Origin of the sequence: Brevundimonas sp. MEB006b, assembly GCF_030209705.1 — a bacterium.
Lineage (GTDB): Bacteria > Pseudomonadota > Alphaproteobacteria > Caulobacterales > Caulobacteraceae > Brevundimonas.
Genome location: NZ_JARVRL010000001.1, coordinates 1 through 16,748 on the forward strand (window position 1 = coordinate 1; position 16,748 = coordinate 16,748).

At 65.7% G+C, this 16,748-nt stretch carries 15 protein-coding genes; 6 read left to right on the top strand and 9 right to left on the bottom strand.

All coding sequences use genetic code 11. The annotated features are described in order from the left end of the window. Nucleotides 1-243: 243 nt before the first annotated feature. Nucleotides 244-918, bottom strand: a complete 675-nt coding sequence (locus QRN13_RS00005; protein WP_055807033.1) for a YiaD family glycine zipper/OmpA-like lipoprotein — start codon at nucleotides 916-918, stop codon at nucleotides 244-246. A 226-nt stretch (nucleotides 919-1,144) separates the two neighbouring features. On the opposite strand from QRN13_RS00005, the gene QRN13_RS00010 reads away from it, so the two are divergent. Then, nucleotides 1,145-2,056 (top strand): isopenicillin N synthase family dioxygenase, encoded by a 912-nt coding sequence (locus QRN13_RS00010; protein WP_284876582.1) that lies wholly within the window; start codon nucleotides 1,145-1,147, stop codon nucleotides 2,054-2,056. A gap of 4 nt (nucleotides 2,057-2,060) precedes the next feature. Here the strand turns inward: QRN13_RS00010 and QRN13_RS00015 are convergent, their stop codons facing one another. From QRN13_RS00015 to QRN13_RS00040, 6 genes are all read right to left on the bottom strand, one after another. Continuing rightward, nucleotides 2,061-3,968 (bottom strand): ubiquitin-activating E1 FCCH domain-containing protein, encoded by a 1,908-nt coding sequence (locus QRN13_RS00015; RefSeq protein WP_284876337.1) that lies wholly within the window; start codon nucleotides 3,966-3,968, stop codon nucleotides 2,061-2,063. Nucleotides 3,969-4,067: 99 nt separating this feature from the next. Beyond that, complete coding sequence (locus tag QRN13_RS00020; RefSeq protein WP_284876338.1) at nucleotides 4,068-5,963, bottom strand: M2 family metallopeptidase; 1,896 nt, start codon at nucleotides 5,961-5,963, stop codon at nucleotides 4,068-4,070. 64 nt (nucleotides 5,964-6,027) lie between these two features. Next, on the bottom strand, nucleotides 6,028-6,720 hold the full coding sequence (mtgA, locus tag QRN13_RS00025; protein WP_112863119.1) for a monofunctional biosynthetic peptidoglycan transglycosylase: 693 nt from the start codon (nucleotides 6,718-6,720) through the stop codon (nucleotides 6,028-6,030). Then, nucleotides 6,720-7,685, bottom strand: a complete 966-nt coding sequence (locus tag QRN13_RS00030; protein WP_205683036.1) for a WD40 repeat domain-containing protein — start codon at nucleotides 7,683-7,685, stop codon at nucleotides 6,720-6,722. Before QRN13_RS00030 ends, mtgA begins: the two co-directional genes overlap by 1 nt. A 49-nt stretch (nucleotides 7,686-7,734) precedes the next feature. Then, nucleotides 7,735-8,685 (bottom strand): pirin family protein, encoded by a 951-nt coding sequence (locus tag QRN13_RS00035; protein ID WP_284876339.1) that lies wholly within the window; start codon nucleotides 8,683-8,685, stop codon nucleotides 7,735-7,737. A gap of 39 nt (nucleotides 8,686-8,724) precedes the next feature. Then, the gene (locus QRN13_RS00040) at nucleotides 8,725-9,213 is read right to left on the bottom strand and encodes an Lrp/AsnC family transcriptional regulator (protein WP_055754211.1); all 489 of its coding nucleotides are present in this window, start codon (nucleotides 9,211-9,213) and stop codon (nucleotides 8,725-8,727) included. Between the two features lie 149 nt (nucleotides 9,214-9,362). Between QRN13_RS00040 and QRN13_RS00045 the strand changes: the two genes are divergently transcribed. From QRN13_RS00045 to lpdA, 5 genes are all read left to right on the top strand, one after another. Continuing rightward, the gene (locus tag QRN13_RS00045) at nucleotides 9,363-10,610 is read left to right on the top strand and encodes a thiamine pyrophosphate-dependent enzyme (RefSeq protein WP_284876341.1); all 1,248 of its coding nucleotides are present in this window, start codon (nucleotides 9,363-9,365) and stop codon (nucleotides 10,608-10,610) included. A gap of 2 nt (nucleotides 10,611-10,612) precedes the next feature. Continuing rightward, nucleotides 10,613-11,737 (top strand): transketolase C-terminal domain-containing protein, encoded by a 1,125-nt coding sequence (locus QRN13_RS00050; RefSeq protein ID WP_284876342.1) that lies wholly within the window; start codon nucleotides 10,613-10,615, stop codon nucleotides 11,735-11,737. Nucleotide 11,738: 1 nt separating this feature from the next. Next, on the top strand, nucleotides 11,739-13,394 hold the full coding sequence (locus QRN13_RS00055) for a dihydrolipoyl dehydrogenase family protein (RefSeq protein ID WP_284876343.1): 1,656 nt from the start codon (nucleotides 11,739-11,741) through the stop codon (nucleotides 13,392-13,394). 130 nt (nucleotides 13,395-13,524) lie between these two features. Next, entirely contained in the window at nucleotides 13,525-13,983 is a 459-nt protein-coding gene (locus QRN13_RS00060) for a hypothetical protein (protein WP_284876344.1), read from the top strand. Next, nucleotides 13,980-15,392 carry a dihydrolipoyl dehydrogenase gene (lpdA, locus tag QRN13_RS00065; protein WP_284876345.1) on the top strand — a complete coding sequence of 471 codons (1,413 nt, stop codon included), beginning with the start codon at nucleotides 13,980-13,982 and terminating at the stop codon, nucleotides 15,390-15,392. Before QRN13_RS00060 ends, lpdA begins: the two co-directional genes overlap by 4 nt. Here the strand turns inward: lpdA and QRN13_RS00070 are convergent, their stop codons facing one another. Together QRN13_RS00070 and QRN13_RS00075 are read right to left on the bottom strand one after the other, a co-directional pair. Further along, nucleotides 15,393-16,190 carry an SDR family NAD(P)-dependent oxidoreductase gene (locus QRN13_RS00070; protein ID WP_284876346.1) on the bottom strand — a complete coding sequence of 266 codons (798 nt, stop codon included), beginning with the start codon at nucleotides 16,188-16,190 and terminating at the stop codon, nucleotides 15,393-15,395. 7 nt (nucleotides 16,191-16,197) lie between these two features. After that, on the bottom strand, nucleotides 16,198-16,668 hold the full coding sequence (locus QRN13_RS00075; RefSeq protein ID WP_284876347.1) for an Rrf2 family transcriptional regulator: 471 nt from the start codon (nucleotides 16,666-16,668) through the stop codon (nucleotides 16,198-16,200). Between the last annotated feature and the right edge of the window lie 80 nt (nucleotides 16,669-16,748).

Genomic DNA, 16,748 nt, shown 5'->3' on the forward strand with positions numbered 1-16,748 from the left:
CGACGGTGTGCGCGAACCGCTCAACCGCCGCGCGACCATCGACATCAACTTCTAAGGCTTTCGGAGCCGACCGGTTCGTCCGGGTCGGCTTCGAGCTTCGAAGTCGTCGAAAGACAGAACGCCGCTTCCGAAAGGAGGCGGCGTTTTTCTTTGCGCCGTCTCACCCTCTGCGTGATGCGTCCACGCAGCCAAAAAGGCGGCGCCTTGCGACGCCGCCCCCAAGTATTCTGACTTAAGGCCTGATCAGCCGGTGAACGGGCGGATCAGGATTTCGACGCGGCGGTTCTGCGCCTTGCCTTCGGCAGTGGCGTTCGAGGCCACCGGGTTACGCGAGCTATTACCGGCGACATAGAGGCGCTGCGCGATCACGCCGCGACGCACCAGTTCAGAGGCGACGCTGCTCGCGCGGCGCTCAGACAGAGGCTGATTGATCGCGTCGCCGCCCGACGAATCGGTGTGACCGATCACGTCCACGGTCGACTGGTCATACTGTTGCAGAACGCGGGCGACGTCATCCAGCACCGGCAGGAAGCGCGGATCGATGGAGGACTGGTTTGTGGCGAAGGTCACGTCCGACGGCATGCGCAGCACGAGCAGGTCGCCTTGACGGGCTACGCCGACGCCGGAGCCGGACAGTTCGGCTTCCATCGCGCGTTGCTGACGATCCATGTATTGGCCGACGGCGGCGCCGCCCAGCGCGCCGATCCCGGCGCCGATGAGAGCGTTCTTGCGGCCCTGTTCGCCGTTCGAGGTGTTGGTCAGATAGCCGAGAACCGCGCCACCCAGAGCACCGGCGATGGCCCCGGTTCCGGTATTGTTGCGAACCGGACCCGAACGATAGGGGTCGGTGGTGGTGCAGGCTGCGGCCCCCAGCAGGGCGGCGATGGAAACGCTGGCGACGATAAACTTGGCGCGCATGGAATGGTCCCTTTCTTTTGAGCGATCTGGCGCGGAAACGTGCGCTTACTGTGAAGGTTCCAATCTGTACGGCGCATGAATGCCCGCCACGTCCGCGCTCGCCATGGCCCTGACAAAGGCGTCGATTGGGCGTATGGGAACCGCCGCACATCCCCAGATCGAGGACGACGCCGTGAGCGTGACCCAGACGGACAACACGACCAACCGCGCCATTCAGCCGGTTTCGATGACGCAGTACGACGCCGATTTTCAGGCGTTCAGCGACGCACTGGGCGCCTCCTTCTCGCGCTATGGCTTCGCTGTGGTCGCCGACCATGGTCTGGACGAGGCGCGCATCACCGCGGCCATCGACGACGCCAAGGCCTTCTTCGCCCTGCCGGAAGAGGTGAAGCGTCAATACCATCAGCCCGGTACGGGCGGCGCGCGCGGCCTGACCCCGTTCGGGGTCGAGGCGGCCAAGGACGCCAAGACGGTCGATCTGAAGGAGTTCTGGCACGTCGGTCGGGAACTGCCCGAAGGCCACCCCTATCGCCGCTATATGCGCGACAACGTCTGGCCGACCGAAGTCGAGGGCTTCCGCGAGCACCTGTATGGCATGTTCGAGGACCTGGATGCTTTGGGCGCCAAGATCCTGCGCGCCATCGCCCGCTACCTGAGGCTGGGCGACGACTTCTTCGCGGACAAGGTGGAGATGGGTAACAGCGTCCTGCGCATGCTTCATTACCCGCCGGTTCCGGCAGATGCGCCGGGCGTGCGCGCCGGGGCGCACGAAGACATCAATGTCATCACCCTGCTGCTCGGCGCCGAAGAGGCTGGTCTGCAGCTGAAGGACAAGGACGGCAGCTGGCTCGACATCGCGCCGCCGCCCGGCGCCCTGGTCGTCAATATCGGCGACATGCTGCAGCGGCTGACCAACCACGTCCTGCCGTCTACGACCCACCGCGTGGTCAATCCGGCGCCCGAGCGTCGCGGTTTCGCCCGCTATTCGACGCCCTTCTTCCTGCACTTCAACCCGGACTTCCCGATCGAGACCCTGCCCAGCGCCATCACGCCGGACAATCCCGATCGCTATGCGGGCAAGACCATCCTGGCCGAGGATTATCTGACCGAACGCCTGCGCGAAATCCGCCTGCTCTAGGCCGTCAGCGGGAAATCCGTAGTCGGGTGATGTCGCGTCCGATGGCCTGGAAGTCGTTGGACAGGTCCGCGCCCGACTGCGGCAGGAAGGCCTTGTCCTTGTCGGTGGCGCAGGTGCTGAGGATGTTGGCCGCGTCGCTGCCGGGCGTAATCGAGAAGCCCACGGTATAGACGATCACACCCTTGGCCTTCATGCCGGTGCAAAGCTTTGCGGCCTGATCGAACGGGTCGCCGTTCGTCGCATCGCAGGCGATCTTGTCGTAGAGATTACCGGACCCGGAGCCGGCGTCGCGGGCGATCACGCCGCCGCAATAGGGGGTGTTGAACTCACCGTCCGTCATCAGAATGACGGCCTTCAACACCTTGGTCGGCGCATAGGCAGCGGCGGGATTGGACGACCACAAACCATTGAATTGGTTGGATACCGTGTACCACCCCCAGGCCAGGCCGATCTGACCCGCCGTCGAGCCCGTGACAGACAGCCCGTTCACGAGGCTGGTCAGTGTGTCAATATTGGATGTCAGCGGTTGAATGATCGCTGCCGGACAGGGATTGCGTGGAGACGCATAGTTTCGGCCGACGTAGGCCGAACCGGGAGCCGTGTCGGTGTAGGCCGATGAGCCAGTGCGCTCGCTGACGCAGGTCGTGTTGTCGAATACGTTCAGACGATTGTATTGCGGATCGCGGAAGACACGCTTGGCGCATCCGTCACGGCCGCACTGAACCGCGCCGCCGTTGGAATAGTCGGCGTAGGTCGCGCCACCGACAGGCACAACGAAGGCGTCCTTGGATGTGCGCTCGTAAACTTCAAAGAGGCCGCTGCTGTTGTTCAGCGCCGTCATGCCATTCACGCCAGTGATCTGCACACCCTCGTCCTCAGACAGGCCGTGATTCACGGAGGTGATGGTGACAAAGCAGTCCGAGCGCATGCATTTGCGGATCTGACCGCCCGAGCTGTAGCTGCTGTATCCGCTGCTCGTGTTCAGCGCATACCAGTTCGCGCCCGATTGATATTGCAGGGACACCTTGTTGGCGTCGATCCGCACGACCTTGTAGGCGCGGTTGTTGATCTGGGTCATGCCGCTGACGCCGCTGATCCAGACGTAGTCGTCGGTCGATAGCCCGTGGCCGTTGGCGGTCACGACGCCCGGCGAAGCGCGCGTGATGCCGGAGATCGACTTGGCCGCCGCCGCCGCCCATGCGGCGCCGGTGATGCCGGTCGATCCGACCGAAGCGCCGCGCGCGGCGTCGGCGCGAGCGCCCAGATTTACGCCGATCGAATAGGGCACGATCGCCATGCGTGAATAGTAGGGCGTTTGTTTCGCCGCCGGCTGAACGACCAGTTTGATCAGCTGGTTTGCGGCGTTCTTCAAATCGCCGATCCGGTTGTTGCTGGCCATCGAGCCAGTGATGTCGAGCACCAGCGAAACCTCGATGTCCTTGGACGATCGATTCACCTCGGAGTGGACGCTGACCGGCAGGGTGTCGTCCAGTATCTTGCCATAGGGCGGCAGGACCACGTTGGCGATCAGGGTCTTCACCTGGACCTGGATGTCGGCGATGACGACCTGGTCTTTCGTCAGCTCGATCTTGATGGCGTCGTCAGCAAACGGTTCCACAGAGGCGTTGCGCAGATTGGCTCTCAGCGCCACCAGGGCGACGGTCTTCAGGTCGTTCGGATCGGTATACGACGACCGCGCCGCAGCTAGGGTGGCGGCGTCCAGCGCGTCTTGAACGCGAGCCTTGGCCGTCGTCACGCGGTTGATGTCGATGCCGCCCAGGGTCAGCATGATCAGCGCCGGCATCACCAGAGCGAAGATCATCACGACATTGCCGCCGCAGTCCGACGACAGGCGCGACGTGAACGCGCGCAGAGTTTTCACCGCCCTGCCGATCCGATTGGAAACCTTCACCATGCCCATCCCAAAGGACGCGGACCGCCCGATTAGCGCTCAGTTTGCCATCGGGCGGTTAAGGGAATTGTGAAGGGGACAGTTAACGCCGCCGCGTGATCAGGCGGCGCTCCATCCGCATTGGTGACCGCGGTTCTGTTCCTGGAGCCAGACGTTCAGCGGGGCGAAATAGTCGGCGATGGCCGAGGCGTCATTGCCGTCATCGCCGGTGAAGGCCTTCATCGCCTCCTGCCACGGCTGGGACTGACCCATTTGCAGCATGGCGTTGAAGCGGGCGCCCACTTCCTTATTGCCGTAAACGGAGCAGCGGTGCAGCGGCCCGGTCCAGCCGGCCTGTTTGCAGGCGGCGCGCTGGAACTGGAACTGATAGATCGCCGCCAGGAAGTAGCGCGTATAGGGCGTGTTGCCCGGCACATGGTATTTGGCGCCCGGATCGAAGGCGTTGGCCGGACGCGGGCCGGGCGGGACCAGACCCTGGTATTGCAGCATGTCAGCGGTCCAGGCGGTATTGTAGGCGGCCGGCGCCGTCTCGCCCGAGAAGACGTCCCAGCGCCAGCGGTCGACCATCAGGCCGAACGGCAGGAAGGCGATCTTGTCCAAGGCCATCTTGAGCAGGAAGGGAATGTCTTCCTCTGCGCCCGGGGTGGTTTTGAGCAGGCCGATCTGGTTCAGATAGGTGGGGGTCAGGGCCGACAGGCCGACGAAGTCGCCGATGGCCTCGTGGAAGCCATCGTTCGCGCCGTTCCGGAACAGCATCGGCTGATTCTTGTAGGCGCGCTGATAGTAGTTGTGACCCAGTTCGTGATGGACGGTGTAGAAGTCGTCGCCGTTGACGTTCGTGCACATCTTGATGCGGATGTCGTCGGCGTTGTCCAAGTCCCAGGCCGAGGCGTGACAGACGACTTCGCGGTCGCGCGGGCGGGTGATCTGACTGCGTTCCCAGAAGGTCTGAGGCAGGGGATCGAGGCCCAGCGAGACGTAGAAGCCCTCGCCCGTCCTGACCATTTTCGTCGCGTCGTAATCAGCTGCCTTCAGCAGTTCGGTCAGGTCATAGCTGGAGGCGCCGCCGCTGGGCGGGGCGACGACGTCGTAGATGTTGCCCCACTGTTGGGACCACATATTGCCCAGCAGATCGGCCCGGATCGGACCGTGATCGGGTTGCACCGCGTCGCCGTATCTGGCGTTCAGCCGGGCGCGCACATAGCAGTGCAGGTTCTCGTAGAAGGGCTTCACCTGGGCCCACAGCCGGTCGGTCTCGGCGGCGAAGTCGTCGGCGGGCATGTCGTAACCTGACCGCCACAGGGCGCCGGTGTCGGCGAAGCCCAGTTCGCGCGAGCCCTCATTGGCGATCTCGACCATGCGGGCGTAATCGTCGCGCATGACCGGCGAGATGGTGCGCCAGCCTTCATACAGCGCCTTGGTCTCGGCGGGATCGCGGCTGTCGGCCAGGATCAGCGAGGCCTCGTCCAGGGTGATCGGCTTGCCCTTGAAGTCGAACTTGCCGGTCGAATAGGTCGAGTCCAGCCGCGTCGTGATCTGGGCCAGTTCGTCGGCCGCGCCGGGGCGGTTGGGCGCCGGCAGAACCAGGCTGAGCCGCAGCAGGTTCAGCTTGCGCCGCACGACGGGATCAACCTGGACGTCGTTGAACTTGGCCGCTTGATTGGCCAGCTGGACCTGAAGCTCGGTCGCCTCGGCGTTGGCCTTGGACTCCAGCCACATGGTGTCGAAGGTGATGTTGGTGGCGCGCGCCCACTGGATGCGGGCGACATATTCGCTGACCTCGGCCCATTTGGTTTCGGCGTCGGCGATGAAGGCGGTCGCGCCCTCGGCGGTGATGGGATAGTCGGCGCGCATGCCGCTGACGGCCGGCGCGGGCGTCGTCGAGGCCGTCTGTTCGACGCCCGGGGCTGCGGCGGCGGGTTCGCTGGTGCTGGCGCAGCCGGCGGCGAAGGCGAGGGCGCAGACCGCGACGGCGGTCATCATCTGACGCTTCATGATGGATCTCCTGAACAGCGCGGGCAGGAGAGGTCAGGCCCGGTCGCCCGTCAAGCGTGACGGTTCAGCGACCGACGACGCAGGTGTTCAGACCTTCATTGCGCACCGTACCCATAGCCGCCTGAATACGCGCGGCGCGCCGACGCACATAGGGGCCGGGCGCGGCGGCTTCGTAACGACGCGGGGCCGGTAGGATGGCGGCCAGACGCGCCGCCTCACGCGGGCTCAGATCGCGGGCGTCCTTGCCGAACCAGTGGCGCGACGCGGCCTGGGCGCCATAGACGCCGGGCGCCCATTCCACCACGTTCAGATAGACCTCCATGATCCGGCGCTTGGACCACACGGCCTCGATCAGGACGGTGTAGCCCGCTTCCAGACCTTTTCGGATCCAGTCGCGGCCGGGCCAGAGGAAGACGTTCTTGGCCGTCTGCTGACTAATGGTCGATCCGCCGCGCAGGCGCCCGCCCTCGGCGTTATGGTCCAGGGCCTTCTGGATCGCCTCCATGTCGAAGCCGTGGTGGCTGCAGAACCGGGCGTCCTCGGCGGCGATGGCCGCATTGACCAGATTGGGCGAAATCTGGTTCAGACCGCGCCACTGGTAGTCCATGCCGTCGCCCCTCGCGAGCTGGCGCAGCATCAGTATCGTGGGCGGCGGCGGGACAATGGCGACGATCAGCACGCCCGCGACCGGGATCAGGGCCAGGATCAGAAGCGCGGTCAGCACCACGCGACGCCAGCTCTTGCGGCCCGTCGCCATCAGAGGATCAACACCCCGGCGGCGCCGTCTTCGTCGGCCCAGGCCACCTTGTCGACGGCGGGGCTGAGCGACAGGGCGACGATGGCCGGCCCCTTCTCGGCCTTGACGAAATTCAGACCCTGGGCCGCCGGATGCGCGACCCAGACCCGACCGTCGGTCAGGCCGGCGGCCAGCAAACCCTGATCGGCGCGGGCCGAGACCAGATTGACCAGGGTCGTGTCGTCATAGCCGATCTCGGTCGCCTCGCGCCCCATCGGTCCGTTCGATCCGATGAAGGGCCATAGGACCGCGCCCTGCGCGCCTGAGGTCGCCATCAGCTGACCATTGGCCAAAAAGGCCATCGAGCGCACCTTGCCCGGATAGCCGCCCATGCGCAGGTTCTTGGCGTCCTTGATGCGCCAGCCGTGCATCTGATTGTCCTGCATGGTCGTGACGACGAAGGCGCCGTCGGGCGAGAAGGCGACGCCGGTGTGCGACCCAGCCCAGGCCAGCTTCACCGGTTGCTGTTTTTCGATCCGTGCATACCACAGGGCCGCCCCGCCATAGGTCGAGGTGGCGATGCGCCGGCCCTTGGGCTCGAAGGCGACGCCGGAGACGGTGCGCTCATGCTGGAAGTCGCGCCGGAAGCCCACCTCCTTGGGGTCGATCACCGACAGGGTGCGGCCGAAGGAAAAGGCGATCAGGCCCGAGGCCGGGGAGGCGTCGATGGCGTCGATCCACTGGTTCTTGGCCGTGGCGAGAACGACCGGGTCCTCGTCGCGACGGGTCCAGACGACCTTGCCGTCATCGCCGCCTGTGACGATCCCGTCGCCGGACGGGTGAACGCAGGCGCACAGTACGGCGCCGTCGTGCGCCTCCACCCGCGTCCGGTCCTCGAACCGGATCGAGCCGTCGCCGAGGGCGAAGACAGCGCCGGTGTTGTCGAACAGGGCGGCGGTAACCTGGGCGTCGAAATCGAAGTTCATAGGCCGCATGTAGCGATCCGACCTTGCCGCGTCACCTTCTGCTTGACCGCTAGACCGGATCGGTCGGCTTGGGCGTCACTGGCGCAGGCTCCGCCTGCGCCTTTGCCGGTTCGTCGGGCAGGGGGATGAACTCCAGATCATCGGCGTACGGCAGCGTCATCCGGCCCGCCTTCCAATCGGCTTTCGCCTGATCGATGCGGGCCTGGCTGGAGGCGACGAAGTTCCACCAGATCAGCCGTTCCCCCACCGGCTCTCCGCCCAGCACCATGACGGTCGACTGGGTCAGGGCCTTGACCGTCGGTTCGGCCGTCGGCTCCAGCACGATCATCTGGCCCTCGTGGAAGGTGCGGTCGCCGACCTCGATGGCGCCCTTGGCCACATAGAGGGCGCGCTCGCTCATGCCTCCGCTTGGGCCCCCGGCGCGCTTGCCGGACGGCGGGGCCGTGCGCACGCCGGGCTGAAGCTCCCAATGGATATAGAACAGCGGCGAAGACACCGGCACAGCCGCCTTGGCGCCGTAAGCCTCGCCCGCGACCAGCCGCGCGAACAGGCCGCCGTTCTCGTAAGCCGGCTGGGCGTCCTCACCCAAGTGATGAAAGGCCGGGTCCATCTCCTCGGCCTCGTCGGGCAGGGCGACCCAGGCCTGCATGCCGTGCATCGGCCCGCCCTTGCTCTTCTTCAGCGGATCGGTGCGCTCGGAATGGACGATGCCCTTGCCGGCGGTCATCCAGTTGACCTCGCCCGGCCGGATCGCCTGATCGTAGCCGAGATTGTCGTGGTGCATGATCTCGCCCTCGAACAGATAGGTCAGGGTCGACAGGCCGATATGCGGGTGGGGTCGCACGTCGATGGCCGTGGCGCCCGGCGCGAACTGCGCCGGTCCCATCTGATCCAGAAAGATGAAGGGCCCGACCATCCGGCGCGAATGGAAGGGCAGGACGCGCCCGACCTCGAACCCGCCCAGGTCCTTGCGGCGTGCGTCGATCACCAGTTCGATCATGTGTCGGCTCCCAGTGCGGCCCGCGCCGCCTGAGCGACGTTATCCGACGTGAGGCGTGATGATGCCAAGAGGCAGGGCGGTCACATTCTTCACGCCGCGCGTGACGATGTGGCTTTCGCAGTCCGAGACGATGCCCAGGGCCAGCAGCTTCTCGCGCAGGAACAGGTCGAAGGCGTGCATGTCCGAGGTGATGATGCGCAGCACATAGTCCTCGCGCCCCGTGATGGTGGCGCACTGGACCACTTCCGGCCACTTGGCCACGGCGGCCTCGAAGACATTGAGATTGTCCGCCGAAGGCAGCATCAGTTTGACGATGGCGTAGACCTCGAAGTCCAGGCCCAGCAGCTGCGCGTTCAGCAAAGTGACGCGCTTGGTGATCAGGCCGGAGTCTTCCAGCCGCTTGATCCGCCGCCAGCAGGGCGAGGCCGACAGTCCGACGCGATCGGCGACCTCTGCGACCGACAGCCCGGCGTCTTGTTGCAGGATATCCAGGATGCGGGCGTCGATGGGGTCGAGTTCGTCGGCCAATGCGTTTCTCCGATTATGATTATCGCGAAATAAAATACCCGATATCGGGATTGCGCAAGGTCAAATTGAGCGAGCACCTGCTTAGGGGTCGTGTTATCACACGTCCAGAGGAAACACGGACGGACCCCAGAATGGATATGGACGCCCGCATGAACGATAAAATGAACAAAAAGAACAGCCAGCCCCTGTCCTTGCGCGTGCCGGAGCCGTCCGGCCGTCCCGGCGATACGCCGGACTTCAGCCATCTGCAGATGGACCCTGCCGGTGTCGTCGAACGGCCCGAGGTCGGGTCGACGCCCTATCAGATGCGCGATCTCGCCTTCCGCCTGATTCGGGTGCTGGATGATGATGGCGCCGCAGTCGGTCCGTGGAACCCGCGTCTAGATCCCGAGACGATGCGCCGGGGCCTGAAGGCCATGATCCTGACGCGCGCCTTCGACGACCGGATGCACCGCGCCCACCGCCAGGGCAAGACCAGCTTCTATATGAAGTGCACCGGCGAAGAGGCCATCGCTGTGGCGCAGGGCATGATCCTGAGCCGCGAGGACATGGGCTTCCCCACCTATCGCCAGCAGGGGCTTCTGATCGCGCGCGGCTATCCGCTGGTCGCGATGATGAACCAGATCTATTCGAACGCCGAAGATCCGATCAAAGGCCGCCAACTGCCGATCATGTATTCGGCCAAGGACTATGGCTTCTTCACCATCAGCGGCAATCTGGGCACCCAGGTCCCGCAGGCCGTGGGCTGGGCCATGGCCAGCGCCTATAAGGGCGACGACAAGATCGCCATCAGCTGGATCGGCGACGGCGCCACGGCTGAGGGCGACTTCCACAACGCCCTGACCTTCGCCTCGGTCTATCGCGCTCCGGTCATTCTGAACGTCGTCAACAACCAGTGGGCCATCAGCTCCTTCCAGGGCATCGCCGGCGGGCTTGAGACCACCTTCGCCTCCAAGGCCATCGGCTATGGTCTGCCGGCCTTGCGGGTGGACGGCAACGACTTCCTGGCGGTCTGGGCGGCGACCCAGTGGGCCGAGGAACGGGCGCGGTCGAACCAGGGGGCGACGGTGATCGAGCTCTTCACCTATCGCGGCGCCCCGCACTCGACCTCCGACGACCCCAGCCGCTATCGCCCCGGCGATGAGCATGAGAAATGGCCGCTGGGCGATCCGATCGAACGTCTGCGCCAGCATCTGACTGTCATCGGCGAATGGGACGACGAGCGTCACGCCGCCGCCCTGAAAGACGCCGTCGAGCAGGTCCGCGCCGCCGGCAAGGAATCCGAAGCCATCGGCACCCTGGGCCAGTCGCGCCCCAGCGTGAAGACGATGTTCGAAGAGGTCTATGCGACCGAAGACTGGCGCCTGATCGAACAGCGCCGCGAGGTGGGGGTCTGACCATGAGCGAGCAAACCACCTTCACCGACGCCGATCGCAACGACGGCGTCGAGCCCGACATGGTCGATCAGAACGCCGCCCCCGCCTCGGAAGCAACGGGCGCGGGCGTGGTCCCCATGAACATGATCCAGGCGCTGAACTCGGCCATCGACGTCAAGATGGCCGAAGACGCCAACGTCCTGTCGTTCGGCGAGGACGCCGGCTATTTCGGCGGCGTCTTCCGCGTCACCGACAAGCTGCAGCAGAAGCACGGCCTGACCCGCAGCTTCGACGCCCCGATCTCGGAATGCGGCATCGTCGCCGCCGCCATCGGCATGGGCGCCTATGGGCTGCGTCCCGTCGTCGAGATCCAGTTCGCCGACTACATCTACCCGGCCTACGACCAGATCGTCTCGGAAGCGGCCAAGATGCGCTACCGCTCGGGCGGTCAGTTCACGTCGCCGATCACGGTGCGCAGCCCCTATGGCGGCGGCATCTTCGGCGGTCAGACCCACAGCCAGTCGCCTGAAAGCCTGTTCACCCATATCGCGGGCCTGAAGGTCGTCATTCCGTCCAACCCCTATGACGCGAAGGGCCTGCTGACCGCCGCCATCGAGGATGACGATCCGGTCGTCTTCTTCGAACCGAAACGCCTCTACAACGGCCCGTTCGACGGTTGGCACGAGAAGCCGGTCTCGCCGTGGAAGGCCCAGGATCTGGCCCAGGTCCCGACCGGCAAATATGTCGAGCCCATCGGCAAGGCGCGCGTGATGCGCGAAGGAAACGACGTCACCATCCTGGCCTATGGGACCATGGTCTGGGTCGCCCTGGCCGGCGCGGAACACGCGGGCGTGGACGCCGAGGTCATCGACCTGCGCTCGCTCGTGCCGCTGGACATCGAAGCCATCGAAGCCTCGGTGAAGAAGACCGGCCGCTGCGTCATCGTGCATGAGGCGCCCAAGACCTCGGGCTTCGGCGGCGAGCTGTCGGCTTTGGTGCAGGAGCGCTGCTTCTATCATCTGGAGGCCGCGATCGCGCGCGTCACCGGTTGGGACACGCCCTATCCGCACGCTTTTGAATGGGAATATTTCCCCGGACCGCAAAGGGTCGCAGACGCCTTGAAGAGCGTCATGACGGGAGGTCGATAAGATGGGTCGTTTCGTCTTCAAACTGCCCGACGTGGGCGAAGGCACCGCCGAGGCCGAACTGGTCGGATGGCACGTCAAGGTCGGCGATGTCGTCGCCGAGGACCAGATCGTCGCCGACGTCATGACCGACAAGGCCACGGTCGAGATCACCGCCCCGGTCAGCGGCAAGGTCCTCGCCCTGCACGGCGAACCCGGCGCCATGGTGCCGGTGCGCGGCCCTCTGGTGGAGTTCGAGGTGGAGGGGGCGGGCAATGCCGATGACGCCCCGACGCCCGTCGCCCCCCCCGCCGCCAAGCCGGACCCCGCGCCCGTGATCGCCGAGGCGCCGAAGGTCGAGACACCGGCAGCCCCCGCTGTCGAGGCGCCGACATCCGGCAACTATGTCTTCAAACTGCCTGACGTCGGCGAAGGCACGGCCGAGGCCGAACTGGTTGGCTGGCACGTCAAGGTCGGGGATGCGGTCGAGGAAGACCAGATCATCGCCGACATCATGACCGACAAGGCCACGGTCGAGATCACCTCGCCGGTCGCCGGAACGGTCGTCGCCCTATACGGCGAGCCGGGCAAGTCGGTGCCGGTCGGCGGACCGCTGGTCGCGTTCGATGTCGAGGGCCGGGGCAATGTCTCGACGCCCGTCGCGGCGCCGAAACCGGCCTCCAAGCCGGCCGGGAATGCGACGACGGCTCCCGCCGCGATTTCGACGGCTCAGAGGGCGACTTCAGCGACTGCGTCCTCCAAGCCCGTTCCCGCCCTGACGGGACGTGCGCCCGGCGAACGTCCGTCGGCCTCGCCGGCCGTGCGCAATCGCGCGCGGGACCTGGGTGTAGATCTGACCTTCGTGCCCGGTTCCGGCCCGGCGGGTCGGATCACGCACGAGGATCTGGACGGCTTCATCGCGCGCGGCGGTTCGCAACCCGCGTCGGTGCCGTCCGGCGGCGGCTCGACCTATGCGAAGGCGCAAGGGACGACCGAGGTCAAGATCATCGGCCTGCGCCGCAAGATTGCGGAGAAGATGGCCGAGAGCGTGCGCCGCATTCCCCACATCACCTATGTCGAGGAAATCGACATGACGGCGGTGGAGGAGCTGCGCGCCCACCTGAACGCGACGAAGTCCAAGGACCAGCCCAAGCTGAACGTCCTGCCCTTCATCGCCCGCGCCATCGTGGTCGCCCTGCGCGACCAGCCCCAGATCAACGCCACCTATGACGACGAAGCCGGCGTCCTGACCCAGCACGCCCCGGTCCATCTGGGCATTGCCGCTCAAACGCCGAACGGCCTGATGGTGCCGGTGGTGCGACACGCCGAGGCGCGCGACCCCTATGACACGGCGCTGGAAATCGCGCGCGTCTCGGGCGCGGCCAAGGACGGTTCGGCCAAGCGCGAGGAATTGTCGGGTTCGACCATCACCATCACCTCGCTGGGCACGCTGGGCGGGGTGGTCCACACCCCGATCATCAACCACCCCGAGGTCGCCATCGTCGGTCCGAACAAGATCGCCGAACGGATCGTGGTCAAGGACGGCCAGATGGTCGTCCGCAAGATGATGAACCTGTCGTCCAGCTTCGATCACCGCATTGTCGATGGGCACGATGCGGCGGTGTTCGTGCAGCGGATCAAGGGGCTCTTGGAAAACCCGGCGACGCTGTGGATGGGGTGATGCCCATTTTCTAAGCGGGAAAGCGAGGTCCGCCCACGTCTATGGCCATCACCTCAAAATCGGCGCCATGGCTCTTGATGATCCTCTCTCCTCGCCGAGAGAGGATCATCGGGATCGGAAGGGTAATGTGATGCGGCAAATCAAAGTCAAAGCGCTGACCATCGGCGCCAGCCTGCTAGCAGCCGTCGGCGTCGTCGCCTCGTCCGCCAACGCCTGCATTCCCGAGCCGCCGCCGGCTTGGTCGTCTCTGCTACGGACCGATGGGCCGGCGCTGTTCATCGGGCGCGTGACGACCGTGGAGCGTTTGGCTGAACCCAGCCGGACGCCGACCATCGAGGTCATTCAATCCAAGGCGACCATCGCCAGATTGGAAACGCTTCAAGGCGCGCCGCAAGAGACATACACACTGACCGCTGCGGAAACCGCCCGTCCGTTGGGCGGCTATCAAGGCATGATTTGCGTCGATTTTCAGCGCGTCAAACCCGGCGACGTCGTACTGGCCATGGAAACCCAGACCGGCGCGGTCCGCGTTTTCGAACCCCAGCAAGTTCCTCCGCAGTTCAGCACCCGCCTTGAGGCCTATCGTTGACCCAGACCCTGAAAACCAAAGTCCTGATCATCGGGGCAGGCACTGGCGGCTATGTCGCGGGCATTCGCTGTGGCCAGCTGGGCCTCGACACCGTGCTGGTGGACGGCGGCGACGGCCATGGTGGCGGAGGATTGGGCGGCACCTGCCTGAACGTCGGCTGCATTCCGTCCAAGGCCATCATCCATGCGGCGGGCAAGTTCGAGACGGTGGCCAAGGCGGCCGGCGGCGGGACGCTGGGCATCACGGCGGCGGCGCCGGCCATCGACCTGTCGCAGACGGTCGAATGGAAGGACGGCATCGTCCGTAAGCTGAACGCCGGGGTCTCGGCCCTGCTGAAGAAGGCCAAGGTCAAGGTGATCAAGGGCTGGGCCGAGTTCGCCGACGCCAAGACCTGCGTGGTGAAGACCGACGAAGGCGAAATCCGTATCACTGCCGAACACGTCATCCTGGCGACGGGGTCCGAGCCGGTCGAACTGCCCTTCTTGCCCTTCGGCGGCGACGTCATTTCATCGACCGAGGCGCTGAGCCTGTCAGAGGTCCCCAAGAAGCTGGTCGTCGTGGGCGGCGGCTATATCGGCCTGGAACTGGGCATCGCCTATCGCAAGCTGGGCGCCGAGGTGGCCATCGTCGAAATGGCCGAGCGTATCCTGCCGCTCTACGACAAGGCCCTGACCGATCCGGTCGCCAAGTGGCTGGAGAAGCATGGTGTCGAGCTGCACCTGGGCGCACGCGCTGGGGGCTTCGGTGACGGTAAGCTGTCGATCACGACGAAGGACGGCGAGCCGCTGCAACTGGACGCCGACAAGGTGCTGGTCACGGTCGGTCGGCGTCCGCGTACGCAAGGCTGGGGTCTGGAAAACATGGGCGTGGCCATGGCCGGGCCATTCGTGAAGATCGACCAGCGCTGCGCCACCAGCATGAAGAACGTCTGGGCGGTCGGCGACCTGACCGGCGAACCCATGCTGGCGCACAAGGGTTCGGCCCAGGGCGAGGTGGTCGCCGAAATCATCGCCGGCCACGACCGCATCTTCGATCCCGTAACCATCGCCGCCGTCTGTTTCACCGAGCCGGAGATCGTCTCGGCCGGTCTGGGCCCGAACGAGGTCGCGGGCCGCGACGATGTGATCCAGTCGGTCTTCCCCTTCGCCGCGATCGGCCGCGCCTTGGCCATCGAGGCGGGCGAGGACGGCGGCTTCGTGCGGGTGATCGCGAACAAGGGCGATCATCGCATCCTGGGCATCCAGGCGGTAGGCCAGCATGTGTCGGAACTGTCCAACAGCTTTGCGCAGATGATGGAGATGGGGGCGGTGCTGGAAGACGTGGCCGGAACCATCCATGTCCACCCGACCTTGGGCGAGGCCTTCCACGAGGCCAGCCTGCGCGCCCTCGGGCACGCCATCCACATCTGATTAGATCCGGTCCAGCCGCTTCGCGTGGTTCGCCACCATGCGGAGCGCTAGGCCGTCGGGCAGGAAGCGGGCTAGTCCGGCCATGACGTTGTTCATGACGCCGGGGGTGACGCTGGGACGGTTGGCCTCGCAGGCGTCATAGCCGATGCGCGCCACGCGCGCGGCGTCCATCCACATCCAGGCCGGATAGGCGCTGGAGACCTGCTCGCGCGAGCCGTTAACGTCGTGGAATTCGGTCAGGGTGTAGCCGGGGTTCAGCACGGTGACGTGAACGCCGGTCCCCTGCGTCTCAAGATGCAAGCCCTGCGACGCCTTGATCAAGAAGCTCTTGATCGGTCCGTACAGGGTGTCGCCCCCAGTCGCGGGCATCTGGCCGGCCAGGGAGGCGACGTTCAGCACCCGGCCGAAGCCCCGCTGGATCATGCCGGGCAGCAACAGGCGCGACAGCTCGACCGGCGCGGTCAGCATGACCTGCATCATGGCGCGATGGGCGCCCAGGTCGGTGTCCAGAAAGCCGGTGACACGGCTGAATCCCGCATTGTTGACCAGGCCGTCGACGGTCAGGCCGCGGGTCTCGATGGTCGCGACCAGCCGCTCGGGCGCCGCGGGGTCGGACAGGTCTTCGGGGATGACGGTCGCGGTCACGCCGTGGGCGGCGGTCAGGTCGTCGGCTAGGGCCTGCAACGGGGCTTGGCGACGCGCCGTCAGAATCACATTCCAACCCTCGGCCGCATAGATACGGGCCAAGGCCGCGCCGATGCCGGCGGAGGCGCCGGTGATCAGAACGGTTCGGTTCACGGCGCGATCAGGCCGCGACGGGGCAGGACTTGTGCGGCGCAAAGGCCACTAGCGACATCGGGTTCTCGGCCAGAAGGTCGGCGATGGTGATCTTGGACAGGGCTTCGGTCGCGGCCTCGTCCGCAGCGGTCAGGGCCTTGGCGACCTGGCGCGGGATATGTTCGCTGATCGGGCAACCCTTGGCGCCGGCAGGGGGCGAACCGATGTGGGCGCAGCCGTTCACCGCCTTCAGCACCTGATCCAGCCGAATGTCCTCGGGCTGACGCAACAGCCAGGAGCCGCCGGTCGCGCCCGGACGGGTGGCGATCAGCCCAGCCTTGGCCAGAAGGGCGGTCACGCGGCGCACCACGACGGGATTGGTCGGGATCGAGGACGCCAGCACGCCGCTGGGCATCGCCTGCGCAGGCCCGAACGCGCCCTTGTGGGCCATATAGGCCAGGGCGTGGGCGGCGACGGGGAAGCGTTGGCTGTCTGACATGGTTCTGTTCCTGATGCGAAAATAGGCGTTCAGGGGCCGAATCACAAATCGCGCCGCAGAACGCCGAAACCGAATCCGCT

Bases quoted from the DNA above. Each gene is read 5' to 3' on its own strand.
- QRN13_RS00005 (WP_055807033.1), bottom strand. From the start codon at position 918: ATGCGCGCCAAGTTTATCGTCGCCAGCGTTTCCATCGCCGCCCTGCTG.
- QRN13_RS00010 (WP_284876582.1), top strand. From the start codon at position 1,145: ATGACGCAGTACGACGCCGATTTTCAGGCGTTCAGCGACGCACTGGGC.
- QRN13_RS00020 (WP_284876338.1), bottom strand. From the start codon at position 5,963: ATGAAGCGTCAGATGATGACCGCCGTCGCGGTCTGCGCCCTCGCCTTC.
- mtgA (WP_112863119.1), bottom strand. From the start codon at position 6,720: ATGGCGACGGGCCGCAAGAGCTGGCGTCGCGTGGTGCTGACCGCGCTT.
- QRN13_RS00030 (WP_205683036.1), bottom strand. From the start codon at position 7,685: ATGAACTTCGATTTCGACGCCCAGGTTACCGCCGCCCTGTTCGACAAC.
- QRN13_RS00035 (WP_284876339.1), bottom strand. From the start codon at position 8,685: ATGATCGAACTGGTGATCGACGCACGCCGCAAGGACCTGGGCGGGTTC.
- QRN13_RS00045 (WP_284876341.1), top strand. From the start codon at position 9,363: ATGAACGATAAAATGAACAAAAAGAACAGCCAGCCCCTGTCCTTGCGC.
- QRN13_RS00050 (WP_284876342.1), top strand. From the start codon at position 10,613: ATGAGCGAGCAAACCACCTTCACCGACGCCGATCGCAACGACGGCGTC.
- QRN13_RS00055 (WP_284876343.1), top strand. From the start codon at position 11,739: ATGGGTCGTTTCGTCTTCAAACTGCCCGACGTGGGCGAAGGCACCGCC.
- QRN13_RS00060 (WP_284876344.1), top strand. From the start codon at position 13,525: ATGCGGCAAATCAAAGTCAAAGCGCTGACCATCGGCGCCAGCCTGCTA.
- QRN13_RS00075 (WP_284876347.1), bottom strand. From the start codon at position 16,668: ATGTCAGACAGCCAACGCTTCCCCGTCGCCGCCCACGCCCTGGCCTAT.